Raw genomic sequence first — 13,008 nt, 5'->3', positions numbered from 1 at the left:
AATACTGCCAAATGCAAGCTGCCAACTGAAAACTGCTTACTTTCTACTTTCCACCAAGTCCTTCACGCATTCCACCCAAGTGTCAGATGAGTTTAAGCTAGGCACCAAGTCCCAATGCTCGCCACCCAATTCCTCGAATTGTTCTTTGTATTCTTCACCAACTTCCACCGTTGTCTCCAAACAATCTGCAACAAAAGCCGGTGAGAAGACTAGTACTTTCTTCACTCCTTTTTCTGCCAATTCTTTAATGATATCTTCCGTGTAAGGCTTGATCCAAGGATCCTTGCCTAGGCGGCTTTGAAAGCAAGTCATCACCTTTTCATCAGGCAATCCAAGTTTCGCCGCTACTTGCCTTGTGGTATGAAAGCACTGGGCTCGGTAGCAAAATTGATTTTTAGGACCGTATTTATTGCAGCAGCCTCCAAGCTGGCAATAGCCTTCCACAGACCCTTTTCGAATCTGACGCTCAGGAAGCCCATGATAAGAGAAAAGGAATATATCGTAATCCTGCTTCGCCATCATCTCTTGTCCGAGCTCCGTCCAAGCCTGAAGAAAGAGCGGATGCTCAACAAAATTATTGATAAAGGAGATCTCAGGAATGATCTGCCAACCTCGCGCAATCTCCATTACTCTGTCGATTACTGATCCATTGGTAGCAGAGGCATACTGAGGAAAAAGTGGGAGCACAATGATCTTTTTGACTTTAGCCTTCATCAGCTCTTCCAGTCCTGATTCTATACTTGGAGATTGATAGCGCATAGCCATACTTACCAAATATTCATCTGGATCAAGTTTTTCTACCAATTTATCCTTCAAATCTTGCGTATGAAACATTAATGGCGAACCACGATCAGTCCAAAGTTTACGGTATTCTCCGGCAGATTTTGGAGCCCGAAAGGGTGCAATAATCAGATTAACGAGCATCCACCTTGGAATAAATGGGAAGTCTATGACACGGCCATCCATTAGAAATTCGCGAAGGTATTTACGTACATCACCTGTTGCTGTACTATCTGGAGTGCCTAGGTTAACCAGCAGGACGCCGGTTTTTCCGGTTTTTGACATTTTATTGGGTGTTAATAATCGATTCGACCAAGAGAACCCAAAATTAAGGCAGAAAGTTGGATTGCCTAGTGAATTGGATGTTGGATGTTTGATGTCGGATGACCGATGTTGGAAATTAGACGTATGATTTTAGGGTTCAATTTTGGTTTTAATCGATATTTCTAGTTGAGAAAATGAAAAAATTAGATCAGGCTTTTTCATGGAGAAGACATCCTAAATCTTATATCTAACCTCATAAATTGGTCAAATTTTCAACTTTTCTGCCCAGCCCATCAATGGTCCACTGCTGATACTTGAAATCAAAGCCAAAATTACCAATCCGATAAAGAGAGACTCAGTAATCAGCCCATTTTCTAATGCGATTAACCCAAGTATGATATCCATACTGCCACGCGTACTTAATCCAAACCCGACTACCATAGCTTTTTTCCGAGGTAAACTGGCAAATCTTCCTCCGATATAAGCTCCCCAATATTTGGTCAAGAGCCCCACGATGACTACTACCCCTACGATTCCGGGATCAAATGCCTCAATGAAATTCACTTTGAGTCCGATCGATACAAAAAAGATCGGAGCGAAGATATTATTGATAAACTGATGGAGAATTTCCTTTGCTTTTTCGGTCAGATATTCAGAATCTCCAAGTGCAACCCCGATAATAAATGCTCCAAAAATCGCATGGATTCCAATGAACTCTGTAAAAGACGCTGCCAAAAAGCAGATTGCTAGCGAAAGTGAAAGTAATCCTCCCGGCCAAGCAAGCTTTTTATTGATCCAAGGAAGGGTCTTATTGATCAATCCCTTGCCAAGAGTCAACATGAAAAATGTGAAGAAAAGTGTTAGACCAATCGTCGGCCAAACCCCCAATCCTCCACTTCCAGACTCGGAAAGTGAAAGAATCACAGAAAAAACTATCCATCCCAATACATCCACAATCATTGCAGCGGCAATGATTAGAAGTCCAGTTGGGGTTTTGAATAGATTCAAATCCATTAATACCCTAGCGACGACAGCCAAGGCGGTAATAGAGATGGCTAATCCAAAAAAAGTGGAAGCGACAATTCGATCATTGATGTTGACTCCGAGAAACTCAGGAAATGCATAGGCAACCACAAACCCGGCAATGATGGGAAGCGCCATCGAAGCCACTGCAATTTTCAGCGCATTTTTGCCCTGATTCCATACGACTTGAAGCTCCACTTCCAATCCTGCGATGAAGAGAAGTAATACCACAGAAATTTGCACAAAACCATCCAGTGCAATGTTGGACATGGCATGTGCCCCAAATAAATAATCCTGAGCTGCTGGAAAAAGTGATCCTAAAATTGTGGGTCCTATTATGATTCCCGCCAGAATCTCCCCGACAACGGCAGGCTGTCTTAGTTTACGGGCAATCTCGGCAAAGATTCGCGCCATGATCAACATGGTCGCAAGCTGAAGGAGAAGGTTGATGACCTCCTTATGGTTTAAGGTTTCCATGGAGGTCTAATTTTTAACGATTAATAGATTACAAGGCAAAGTACTCAAGAGATCCTCGAGGTCATGAGGGAATAAGCGGTCAAAAAATGTCAACCGACTATCATCGCCCACTACCAATAGATCTGCACCTATTTTCTCACAAAATCTACCCAACTCCACAGCCCATTTCCCACCGGTTACTTTGATATTTATTTTAAGAGTACTGACATCAATACCCTTTAGAATTTCTTCCACATAGTCCATTTCATCCTGTACCAATTGCCTTCGGGTATTGGCTATTTCTTCTTCCGAATCCTCACCCGCAGTACCCATTTGAAGGCCATACATCTTGATTTCATTTAGAATATGAACCTGATCTGCTTGGACCGCTTTGGAAAAAACAGCACCCTGAGCGATCACAAAAGGTGTAATGTCAAGTTGGGTTCCATTGATCACCACCTTGGAAAAGCTTGTCGTCTCAGGTTTTGGGTCAATCAGTGTGAGTACAGAGCATGGGGATTTACGGATGATTTTTCTTCCCACTGATCCGAGATAGTATTTCAGTAAGCCTTCCTCTTTCAATGCCCCCGCTACCAAAAGATTCACTTCTTCCTCTCTACAGACTTCTAATATCATTTTCACAGGCTTGCCCTGTTTCCAAATCAATTTGGTTCGATCGTGGTCCAGCTCATGACGATCCAATATTTCCTGAAATTTGGATTCTTGCTCTTCTGTCTTTTCTCCAATATGTATCAAAATTAAATCCGATTCGAAAAGAATGGAAAGCCGCTTCACTTCTGCAAGTAAGGCTTCCATTCGTGGGGAAAAAGCAATAGCAAGGGCGATTTTTCGAAACATAAATTGGAGACTAGGTACTTCAAATAAGCGAATTTTCTATTTCATTCCAAGATTCTCAATGGAATCCATTTATCCCGAACAGTTTCCATTTATGCCCTAATTTGACTTTCGGAAAAAGGAAGACCCATTTTTCCATATTTTTTGACAAAATTTAGTACTTGGTCTTTTTAGAATCCAATAAAAATAACCCTATCTCATTTATGAAAAAATCTATATTCAGCTGGTTGTTGATTTCCAGTCTGGGATTTTTCGGAACTGCATTCGCACAGTCCGATGATTACCCTACGCTGAGTCAAGTCAATCAGCGCATGCAGCAAGTGGCAAAAAACAGTAATGCCACTCTCACTTCACTGGTCAAAACGGCTGGGGGAAAAGACATCTGGGTACTCAAAGTGGGTACTGGTGATCTAGATCAAAAACCCGCTATCGCCGTCGTTGGTGGAGTGGAAGGATTCCATGTCTTAAGTACCGAACTCGCAGTTCAATTCGCGGAAAAGCTAGTCGCAGAGCATGCAGATGCATTGGCAACTACCACTTTCTACATTTTTCCCAATATGTCGCCTGATGCTTACGAGCAATACCACGCTGCCTTGAAATATGAGCGGAGAGGTAATGCTACTTCCGTCGATCATGACCGTGATGGAAAGGCAGCAGATAATGGCTATTCAGATTTGAATGGAGATGGTTTAATTACTTGGATGCGCGTTGAGGATCCTATGGGTGATTATGTGGTATCCAAACAAGATGATCGCGTTCTCGAAAAAGCTGATCGATCCAAAGGTGAAGCAGGAAAATACTTGGTGTATAAAGAAAGTCGAGATGATGATAAAGACGGCAACTTCGCTGAGGACCTGAAAGAAGGAATCGCTTTCAACAAATCGATGACCTACAAATTCCCGGTTTTCCAACCTTTGGCCGGAGACATTCCAGTATCACAGCTGGAATCTCGTGCGATGTTGGATTTCCTATTTGAGCAGTGGAATATTTTCGCTTTCGTGACTTTTTCACCAGCGAATAACCTTAGTGCTCCATTAAAGTACAATGCGGGAGATGCTCGTAAGCGGGTGGTAACTTCCATTTTGGAAAAGGACCAGACCGTGAATGCGATGATTTCTGGCATTTACAACGAGACAATTTCTCAGAAAGCTTTTCAGCAGAACAATCAAGGAACTGACGGAGACTTTTTCCAGTGGGCTTATTTCCACTTTGGCAGATTGAGCTTCAGTACACCTGGTTACTGGGTTCCTGAATACAAAGGCGCAGATGGCAAAGGAAAATCAAATGCCGAAGCGAATTATTTGGCTTGGGCAGATTCCTTGGGTTGGAATGATGTCTACGTGCCTTGGACCGAAATCCAGCATCCGGATTTCCCTGGAAAAAAGGTCGAAGTTGGTGGAATCAAACCGTTTAGGATGGCAAATCCTCCTTATGAGCAAGTTGGGAAAATAGCGGAAGAGCATACTGATTTCATTCTGAAACTTGCTGAAATGCAACCAAAACTTGAAATGCTTAACATTAAAATAGAGTCCCTAGGAAATGGATTGACCAGAATCTCTGCTGACCTATTCAATAACTCCCCGCTTCCTACGCATTCAGATATGGGCGAACGCTCCAGATGGCTTCGCAAAGTCAGGGTAGATCTCGATGTGCCTCAGGATCGGATCATCTCAGGTGATAAAATTCAACTGATTGATGTAATCGGTGCCTACGAAAAAGTGTCACTGAGCTGGATCGTGAAAGGATCCGGAGCCGTACCTGTGAAAGCCGGTGCTACGCATGTAGGTTTTGTAAATGCTAACTTTAAACTCTAAGCCATCATGAAAAAGATAAATACCTTAAAAATGATCGTTATGCTGGCTTTTGCTACCCTTTGGATAGCAGTTAACCCAGCAAAAGCGCAAGAGAAATTCTTTCGGGCTGTGGGTACTCCCCACAAGCCAAAAGTCGAATTGACTTTCAATAAATATTATACTTACGAGGGTTTGGTGGATGCAATGAAAAAAATCGCAGCTGCTCATCCCGGATTGGCAAAGATCGAGTCAATCGGTAAATCCTATCAAGGCCGAGACATTATGACCCTGACGATTACCGATTTTTCCGTTGGCAAATCAGAAGAAAAACCAGGAATGTGGATTGATGGTAATATTCACTCCAACGAGATTCAGGGTGGAGAATTCTCCCTTTATGCAGCTTGGTATCTGACCGAAATGCAGGCAGATAATGATTTTATTCAGGAATTACTTCGGGATAAGACCTTCTATATCACACCTACAATCAACCCTGATGCTCGAAATGACTTTTTCTTAGAACCAAATACTGCTAACTCACCAAGATCAGGCATGATGGTGCTCGATAATGATGGAGATGGTCAGGCTGGAGAAGATGGAATGGATGACCTCGACGGTGATGGACATATCACGATGATGATCAGAAAATCACCAACGGGAAGATTTATCAAAGACCCACAGGATCCAAGAAAACTAATCATGGTCGACGCAGACAAAGTTGGGGAATACGAGATGATCGGTCAGGAAGGAACTGATGGCGATGGCGACGGTCGGGTAAATGACGATGGCGTGGGATATTATGATCCAAACCGGGATTGGGGATGGAATTGGCAGCCAGATTACATTCAGCGAGGAGCCCTAAGGTACCCATTTACGCTTCCAGAGAACAGATCTGTGATGGAGTTTGTGATGAAGCACCCAAATATCGCAGGGGCACAAAGCTTTCACAACAGCGGCGGAATGATCCTTCGAGGTCCGGGCGCAGAGGAAGATGTGAATACCTACAATCGAGAGGATATCCGCATCTATGATGTCATCGGAAAAAAAGGAGAGGAATTACTTCCTGGATATCGATACATAGTGGTTTATAAGGATTTATATTCTGTTTTCGGTGGAGAGCTTGATTGGTTCTATGGCAATCGGGGAATCTTCACTTACTCCAATGAATTGATGACTTCATACCTCTATTTCCACAAGCAATCTGCTGGAAGAGGAAATCAGGATGAAAACTTTGATGTGGATAAATACCTGACCATGGGCGATGCCTTTGTGAATTGGCATGAATACGAACATCCTCAGTTTGGTACGGTGGAAATCGGTGGATTCAAAAAGACTTTTGGTCGGGCACATCCTGGATTCTTACTAGAGCAAGATGCCCATCGAAATGCTGCCTTTACGATTTACCATGCTTATCATACGCCGAAGTTGAGCATTATGGATGTCAAGGAAGAAGAGCTTGGTGGCGGATTGAAAGCTATCACTGCCACGATCTTCAATGAGCGACTAATGCCGACTCATGCCAGTCAGGATTTGAAATACAAAATCGAGCGACCGGATTATGTGACGATCACAGGAGCCAAGGTAGTTGCTGGATTCGTGGTAGAAGATGAAGACTTCAATAAGCTTGCCGAGCAAAAAATGTCTCCTGAGCGAATTGCAGTAGAAAATGTACCCGGAATGAGTGCGGTGAAAGTGAAGTGGATAGTATCTTCTGGATCAAATTATTCCATCACGGTGGACTCTGCCAAAGGTGGAAAAGCTAGCTGGAAGAAGTAAAATTAAATTATGATTCTAAATCCCCGGTTTTTGATTAAATCGGGGATTTTTTTTTTAATAGCCTTAATCAATTTCAAACAAAAAACCCTGCCGGATCGCTCTGGCAGGGTTTGGTAATCGAGTTGGTTTAATTTAAAGCGTTGAAACAAAGCTTTCAAATCCAGAAGCAGTCTTCACTTTGAAACTGATTCCATCTTTTCCAGCTTTCTGGATAGTATAGATCTTATGAAGTCCCTGAGGATTGTCGATCATCTCAGAATGGATCATTTTGTCACCATCATAGATCAACACCTCTACCTCATTTGATTTAAGGTTACTTACCAACAAACGGTAAGAATTATCATTCATTTTAGAAACTCTTGAAAATACTTCGGGTTTCACTTCTGTAAAATTTTCTACTGAAGCAGAAGAAATTACTCCCGACTGATCCAATACTTCAATTGAATAAGTTCCTTTTGGAAGGTCTTTCAAATCATACTTTTTTGCAAAAGCTTCAGTTTGGCTAATCCGATCTCTCATGATCAATCGATCCTGATCGTCAGAAATTTTCACAATTACAGTTCCTTTCGGAGCTTCTGAAAATGCCACTGCCACTTTAGAAGTCTCAGTTTGTTTGATTTGTACTGTTTCGTCAGCGTCAGTTCCGGCTGCGAAGGCTCCTGTTGCAATCCCTGCAACAAAAAGCATGGTGAATAGATTTTTCATGTTTACTAGTTGGTTTAAATAGGTTCTTAATTTTTGGTAACCAGCAGATGGGTTCATCCGCGGAGGGAATTTTGGGCTACTTCAGTCAACCGGGTATGCGGTTGTGATAAAATTACTTTACAAAGGTACCTAACGGTTTTAATTTTGCAAATGTTTCAACAAAACATTATTTTAATTACTGATTATTTAACATTTTATAGCTTTTATTGTGAATTCAATAAAATTTTCCAGCAATCGATAGCGGAGTATCTGGTATTTTGAAAAAACGAATTAATCTATGTTTTTATTCTGCAAAAATAGATTTTGTGAAATATTATTTGTTAAAATAAAAACAATTGTATCAGATTCAGACATAAAATTTGGCAAAAACTTTTTCCTAACTAGATTTAATTTCAGGGTATTTTGTAAATGAAAAATCAAAATGTAAGCTATTTGGAACAATCAAATCATTGCAGAATTTGACCAAATAGTACTCATTGGAGGCAACCATTATTTCCCGCCGGATGCTGTCCGGATGGAATACCTCAAATCCTCTCCTACTCAGACTACCTGTCCTTGAAGGGGAAAGGCTTCCTACTATACCATCGAAGTGGACGGAGAGACCGACAAAGATGCTGCTTGGTTTTATCCAGATCCTTCTCCGGCAGCCAAAGAAATCGAAGGACATATTGCCTTTTGGAAAAGGGTGAAGGTCTTGGAGTAATTTAAATAAAGAGTAAAATTATTTTAATTCAAAAATCCCGAATCGCATAAAATCTTCTTCCTCATCCGGATTGATCAGTCGGATTAAAAGTCGGTTGCCCGGAAGTGCCATTTGAATCTCGCCATAGGGAATCGGAATATCACCTGAAATCTGCTTACTATCTTTGAATAAAATAAGCCTATGATAAGCTGGGTCCCTTGAAACGCTATAGTATTTGTCTTCTGTTAGTTTTTTTTCTAAAGAACTACTAGGTATATCTTGAAGATATTCAACTGCCATAAAGCCATTATCCCAAGCATGAAGGGCATAATTCCTTCCTGATAAAATAATGTTATTTAATCTTTGCAAATTGGAAATCGATAATTTTGATCTCCCTAATGCATCAAATGACTCGTGCTCGATATCAAATTTACCTTTTTCCACTAAGTTTTGAGAATCAAAAACCGTGATTTGATCATTAAAACTAGAAGTTAAATAAAAACTGCGTCCATCCGGACTTAGTGTGTAGATCGCAGCAACCATATTTTTCATGTTGATATCCGTTTTTGAAAAAATTGGGAGAGAACGAGCTGAAATAAGTCCAAGGGATTTTTCGGATTTCAAATTAATTCCTTCGATAAAATTGAGACTTCCAAAATCCTTGGCAAAAACAAAAGAAAAGACATTAGAGATAGTTGTGATAACAATATTCTCACCCGAGGCATTTTTTAGCATAGCCAGTTTCTTCGGAAAATAAATTGTTGAGGTAGATAACGGAAGAAATCTAGTCTTTTTGATCAATTTCAAATTTCGGTCATAAAGCAGAATTTCAATGTCGGTTTTCCCCCAAATATTTCCATCCTTGGAAAAGGCAAGACCACTTAAAAGAGAAACATGCTCATTGGGACCTTCCCCATACAGATTTTTAGAAATGATCTTGGTTCCCTTCGAATTAAATAAACTTATTTCTACACCAGCATCTTTACTTTTGGTATAGCCTAAATAAACTTGATCTTTTTCGTAGTAATCCAGGATCCCAACCTCATAGAAGCTGTCAATTTTAAATTCAGATACTTTTTTAAGGCTAACTTGAGCCTTGGTGGACGATAAAAACAATAGTAGAGAAAATGCTGTGCAGATAAATTTTTCCATATTTCTGAAACAGAAAAAATAAAGGTGCAAATAAATCCACCTTTATCCATTGAACCTGTTTTTTTGATGATTATAATTTTATCCTATACTTCCAGCTGTACAATTGCAAGTAGCTTCAGGGTATTGATCCTCAGGACAATAAAAATTCATTGTGTTTCTGGTGCAATCATTTACGCTTGTTCCGTAAGGTTGACCTGGTATACATCGAATTAAACAATTTGATTCGAGAGAAAAGCCTCCTAATATACTCTTCATCTGACTTCTTCCCAAAACTTCGTCGGTGCTGAGTCGGAGCATTTCTAAACTTAACTTTTTCATGATTTTAATTTTTAAATAATGAAAAACCAGATCGGTACTTCCGATCTTATAAAAATAAAAATATCTGACTTTCAACTAAATACCTATACCGTTTTTACTAAAATTAAGTAAATATTTACTAAACTGATGTTACATGCCTTTACTGAGAATGATTTCTCCACTGTAAGCTAAAAAGCGAATCTCTTCATAAATCATTTCCAGAATCTGTTTTTCACCCACTAATTGAAAAAAGGTACTCACATTCTCCACTAACTCACTCATTTGGGTATATTGATCTTCTTCAAGAACAGACAAAAGATAAGATCCTATAGGTCCTAAAAGATACTCGACGATTTCATCATGATGCTTATCTCATAGTAGTATGGTTTGGAAATAATGAGGTGGAAGTAAGAGATTGTTTTCAACTGGGTTGATTTTGACCCGAGTGAACAAAACAGAATTTTGAGACCAATCCCACTCAGAAAGGATTGTTCTGCAGTTTGGAGCCAATTTAAGCTCAGCCTTTTCTTGCCATCGTTTATTCTTCAACACTTGGTTAGCAGATTGGATGGCTGGAAACTAAATCCGCGGCCAAAGAAATCCAAGGTTATATTGCCATTTGGAAAGGCGTAAAAGTAGAGGACTAAAAAAAAATGCCAGCAAATTATTGCTGGCATCTTTGCTAAAAAGCTCTTCAGATTTTAATTTTTCCCCTTGTAACTCGTCGCTTTTGCAATCGTCTCCTGATCAAAGGTTCCTTTCATCTCGAATACCATCAAATCTCCCTCATCTCCGCTGACCACTACGACTAGGTCAGAGATTTTTGAACTTCCTTTCGAATAGACTAAAATTCCACTTTTCGCCTCTGAAGTTTCCATCAAAAGATCATATCGCTCTTTTTCAAGACCCTTTTGCAAGGCTTTAAATTCAGCCCGATTCTGGTCCGCATTATCCGGAAGGGTAAAGAAATTCAGTTTCTCAATTGATTTGGCCACTGTTGCCATATCATCCTCATTGAGATCAATTTTAAAGCCTTCGGCAAAATTCATAAAATTTCCGCCAAGCTCCAGATGAAAGAAATCATCATTAGCTTTATATTTTTCATAAATGGCTTTGACAGATTTGCTTTGGGCTTGAGCTGTCATGACAGCTCCGATTAGTGCGAGTGTTAAGAGTAGTTTTTTCATAATTAGTTGGATTTAGTTTTTTTGGTGGTTTAAAAATTTTTCTTGTCCTATTTATTTTATTTAGCCCCTTTTGGGCCTTTACTTCCTTTTCCATATTGATCCATGCCGGGGATGTTGGTTTTTTCGGCAAGCATATTTAGATCTGCATAGGTGAAGCTTCCCAGCATCGATAATAAGGTAAAGTCACGCTCGTCACCAGAGATCATCATCAGCTCTTTCACCAGACCACCTTCTTCTCGAACCATAAATTTCAAGCTGCTTCCTTTGTCTTCGACGATCATCAAGTCTTCATACTTATTTTTAGTAAGAGTTCCCATTGCTTCCTTATAAAAAGCCATTCCATCGACTTCTTCTGAAGAAAGGATACGAATACCTTTTACTTTGGAGATCAGGGTACCGAGATCTTCAGTCTCTTTATCCGAGTCTGCATTACTTTTAAGAAATCCTCCAGCCATTTGCATCATTTTGGGAGATATGTAGACTCTGGAGAACCGGTCATCATCCATGTACTTGGAGAAAAACTTCTGGATCGCATCATCCTGGGCATTTGCCTGGAAAATGACAGCCATCAGTAAAAACGGAACAATCAGTAATTTTTTCATTTTTCTATTTCTTAGGTTGACCAAAAATCTGGTCTGTAGTATTCAAATATTTTAGATTATTCATCGGCTGCATCTGATCTTGTCCCTTGGACAAATTATTCTGAATCAGTGCAAACGCCATCATCACTTCCTCATATGCGGCTTCCTCCGCTTGCTTTTGTTCATAAACTTGCCAACCCCAGACAGATCCAATCAAGATCGCTACGGAAGCTGCCCAACTCATCCAAGATGGATTCAGTCTTCTCACTTTTGCCTCAGGCATACTAATTTTGGAAGGCTCCTCTTTTTTGAAATCTGCAAGAATTCCAAAGAGCATTTTTTCATTGATATACCCTTCCGACGCTCGAAGCAATACTTTCAACTCCTGCTCTTCTGCCAAACTCGTTTCCGCATCGTAGTATTTGGCAAGCAGATCTTCTATTCGTTCGTTCATGGAGTTAGTTGTTTGTTGATCATCATTTCCCGGATTTTTTTTCTGGCTCGGTGGAGATTTACTTTCACCTGATCCAGCGAAATTTCCAAGTGCGCCGCTATTTCCTCATAATCCAATCCCTCCACTTCTCGCAATTGAAAGATTTCCTGCTGCTTCTCTGGCAATTCTTTCAAAAGAAGCATCACTTTTTGAACCGAATCACTTTGATCCTCAAGCTGAGATTCTTCATTTACTAATTGTTTCACTTCCTCCAAGGATCCGATTTTTTTATGCTGTCGAAAGTGAGACAAGACCTCGTTTTTAAGACTCAGCACCAACCAACCTGAGAGATTTGCATGATTGCTCAGCTCTTTTTCGCGGGTAAATGATTTTTCGAAAACATTCTGAAGTACATCTTCGGCCAGTGCCCGATCTTTTACCCAGCTAAAAGCGAGACGGTATAGTTTGCCCCGCTGCGGCCAAATATGTGCTTCAAAAAATGACTTCATTTGCTACGGTAATGCATGAGTTTTGCGAATGTTACAGGATGTTACAAAAAATATTTTAAGTGAATGATTTTTTTTTAGAAACTCAGTGGGTCATTCTGAGTTTCTATTTTGAATTTATGTGTATCTGCTTTTCTGCCAGTAAATAGCTAAAAGCAATAACGGAAGGGGTTAAAGCTCGGTCACTGGTCTTCGGTCTTCTAGCCAGATGAGCAAAGAATTTTAGATTACTGGCCAGATTGCGGATATTCAGATTTGAATTTTAATCTAATGGAAATCAAAACTATGAAGTATAGATTGATTTTAAATTATTTTGAAAAATAGTATGCATGCCGACTATTTATTAATTTGCCTCAAGAATAATCAAGGAATAAATGAGAAAACACAGTTCAAAAAAGGGCATAAAAAAAGCCTCGACCGAAGTCGAGGCTGGTGGTGATAAGTGGACTCGAACCACCGACTCACGGATTTTCAGTCCGATGCTCTACCAACTGAGCTATATCACCGTTTTTTAAAGTGAT

Annotated in this window: 13 protein-coding genes, 1 tRNA gene and 1 pseudogene; 3 read left to right on the top strand and 12 right to left on the bottom strand. The window is 40.2% G+C overall.

All coding sequences use genetic code 11. The features are described 5' to 3' along the window. Positions 1-36 precede the first annotated feature (36 nt). From hemH to BVC88_RS02790, 3 genes are all read right to left on the bottom strand, one after another. Positions 37-1,065 carry a ferrochelatase gene (gene hemH / locus BVC88_RS02800; RefSeq protein ID WP_075349111.1) on the bottom strand — a complete coding sequence of 343 codons (1,029 nt, stop codon included), beginning with the start codon at positions 1,063-1,065 and terminating at the stop codon, positions 37-39. 243 nt (positions 1,066-1,308) lie between these two features. Continuing rightward, positions 1,309-2,544 carry a cation:proton antiporter gene (locus BVC88_RS02795; RefSeq protein WP_075349110.1) on the bottom strand — a complete coding sequence of 412 codons (1,236 nt, stop codon included), beginning with the start codon at positions 2,542-2,544 and terminating at the stop codon, positions 1,309-1,311. 6 nt (positions 2,545-2,550) lie between these two features. Beyond that, positions 2,551-3,381: a universal stress protein gene (locus BVC88_RS02790; RefSeq protein ID WP_075349109.1), complete on the bottom strand. Its 831-nt coding sequence runs from the start codon at positions 3,379-3,381 to the stop codon at positions 2,551-2,553. A gap of 200 nt (positions 3,382-3,581) precedes the next feature. On the opposite strand from BVC88_RS02790, the gene BVC88_RS02785 reads away from it, so the two are divergent. Together BVC88_RS02785 and BVC88_RS02780 are read left to right on the top strand one after the other, a co-directional pair. Next, entirely contained in the window at positions 3,582-5,192 is a 1,611-nt protein-coding gene (locus BVC88_RS02785; protein ID WP_075349108.1) for a M14 family metallopeptidase, read from the top strand. Between the two features lie 39 nt (positions 5,193-5,231). Further along, a complete protein-coding gene (locus BVC88_RS02780) occupies positions 5,232-6,944 on the top strand; it encodes a M14 family metallopeptidase (RefSeq protein WP_394332874.1) in 1,713 nt (570 codons plus the stop codon). A 132-nt stretch (positions 6,945-7,076) separates the two neighbouring features. On the opposite strand, the gene BVC88_RS02775 is transcribed toward BVC88_RS02780, so the two are convergent. Next, on the bottom strand, positions 7,077-7,649 hold the full coding sequence (locus tag BVC88_RS02775; protein ID WP_075349106.1) for a hypothetical protein: 573 nt from the start codon (positions 7,647-7,649) through the stop codon (positions 7,077-7,079). 430 nt (positions 7,650-8,079) lie between these two features. Here BVC88_RS02775 and BVC88_RS02770 point away from each other — a divergent pair. After that, positions 8,080-8,352: pseudogene (locus tag BVC88_RS02770) on the top strand (DUF427 domain-containing protein). A gap of 18 nt (positions 8,353-8,370) precedes the next feature. Here BVC88_RS02770 and BVC88_RS02765 read toward each other — a convergent pair. The 8 genes from BVC88_RS02765 to BVC88_RS02735 all read right to left on the bottom strand — a co-directional run bounded on the left by BVC88_RS02765 (position 8,371) and on the right by BVC88_RS02735 (position 12,993). Then, positions 8,371-9,483, bottom strand: coding sequence for a hypothetical protein (locus tag BVC88_RS02765; protein ID WP_075349105.1), 1,113 nt, complete (start codon positions 9,481-9,483; stop codon positions 8,371-8,373). Positions 9,484-9,561: 78 nt separating this feature from the next. After that, complete coding sequence (locus tag BVC88_RS02760; RefSeq protein WP_139316509.1) at positions 9,562-9,801, bottom strand: hypothetical protein; 240 nt, start codon at positions 9,799-9,801, stop codon at positions 9,562-9,564. A 129-nt stretch (positions 9,802-9,930) separates the two neighbouring features. Further along, positions 9,931-10,062, bottom strand: a complete 132-nt coding sequence (locus BVC88_RS21665) for a hypothetical protein (protein ID WP_262481233.1) — start codon at positions 10,060-10,062, stop codon at positions 9,931-9,933. A 419-nt stretch (positions 10,063-10,481) separates the two neighbouring features. Continuing rightward, positions 10,482-10,967 carry a DUF4252 domain-containing protein gene (locus BVC88_RS02755; protein WP_075349103.1) on the bottom strand — a complete coding sequence of 162 codons (486 nt, stop codon included), beginning with the start codon at positions 10,965-10,967 and terminating at the stop codon, positions 10,482-10,484. 56 nt (positions 10,968-11,023) lie between these two features. Then, positions 11,024-11,569 carry a DUF4252 domain-containing protein gene (locus BVC88_RS02750; protein WP_075349102.1) on the bottom strand — a complete coding sequence of 182 codons (546 nt, stop codon included), beginning with the start codon at positions 11,567-11,569 and terminating at the stop codon, positions 11,024-11,026. A gap of 4 nt (positions 11,570-11,573) precedes the next feature. Continuing rightward, a complete protein-coding gene (locus BVC88_RS02745; protein WP_075349101.1) occupies positions 11,574-12,002 on the bottom strand; it encodes a hypothetical protein in 429 nt (142 codons plus the stop codon). Next, the gene (locus BVC88_RS02740) at positions 11,999-12,490 is read right to left on the bottom strand and encodes an RNA polymerase sigma factor (RefSeq protein WP_075349100.1); all 492 of its coding nucleotides are present in this window, start codon (positions 12,488-12,490) and stop codon (positions 11,999-12,001) included. The genes BVC88_RS02745 and BVC88_RS02740 overlap by 4 nt, the downstream gene beginning before the upstream one ends. 427 nt (positions 12,491-12,917) lie before the next feature. Then, a tRNA-Phe gene (locus BVC88_RS02735) sits at positions 12,918-12,993 on the bottom strand. Between the last annotated feature and the right edge of the window lie 15 nt (positions 12,994-13,008).

The sequence above is a fragment of the Algoriphagus marinus genome, from assembly GCF_001936475.1.
GTDB lineage: Bacteria > Bacteroidota > Bacteroidia > Cytophagales > Cyclobacteriaceae > Algoriphagus > Algoriphagus marinus.
Note: the sequence above shows the minus strand (reverse complement) of the source record. Positions and strands in the feature narration are given on the sequence as shown.

Coding starts and splice junctions, on each gene's coding strand:
- BVC88_RS02755 (WP_075349103.1), bottom strand. CDS start 10,967: ATGAAAAAACTACTCTTAACACTCGCACTAATCGGAGCTGTCATGACA.
- BVC88_RS02790 (WP_075349109.1), bottom strand. CDS start 3,381: ATGTTTCGAAAAATCGCCCTTGCTATTGCTTTTTCCCCACGAATGGAA.
- BVC88_RS02795 (WP_075349110.1), bottom strand. CDS start 2,544: ATGGAAACCTTAAACCATAAGGAGGTCATCAACCTTCTCCTTCAGCTT.
- BVC88_RS02750 (WP_075349102.1), bottom strand. CDS start 11,569: ATGAAAAAATTACTGATTGTTCCGTTTTTACTGATGGCTGTCATTTTC.
- BVC88_RS21665 (WP_262481233.1), bottom strand. CDS start 10,062: ATGAGTGAGTTAGTGGAGAATGTGAGTACCTTTTTTCAATTAGTGGGT.
- BVC88_RS02775 (WP_075349106.1), bottom strand. CDS start 7,649: ATGAAAAATCTATTCACCATGCTTTTTGTTGCAGGGATTGCAACAGGA.
- BVC88_RS02760 (WP_139316509.1), bottom strand. CDS start 9,801: ATGAAAAAGTTAAGTTTAGAAATGCTCCGACTCAGCACCGACGAAGTT.
- BVC88_RS02765 (WP_075349105.1), bottom strand. CDS start 9,483: ATGGAAAAATTTATCTGCACAGCATTTTCTCTACTATTGTTTTTATCG.
- BVC88_RS02785 (WP_075349108.1), top strand. CDS start 3,582: ATGAAAAAATCTATATTCAGCTGGTTGTTGATTTCCAGTCTGGGATTT.
- BVC88_RS02780 (WP_394332874.1), top strand. CDS start 5,232: ATGCTGGCTTTTGCTACCCTTTGGATAGCAGTTAACCCAGCAAAAGCG.
- BVC88_RS02740 (WP_075349100.1), bottom strand. CDS start 12,490: ATGAAGTCATTTTTTGAAGCACATATTTGGCCGCAGCGGGGCAAACTA.
- BVC88_RS02745 (WP_075349101.1), bottom strand. CDS start 12,002: ATGAACGAACGAATAGAAGATCTGCTTGCCAAATACTACGATGCGGAA.
- hemH (WP_075349111.1), bottom strand. CDS start 1,065: ATGTCAAAAACCGGAAAAACCGGCGTCCTGCTGGTTAACCTAGGCACT.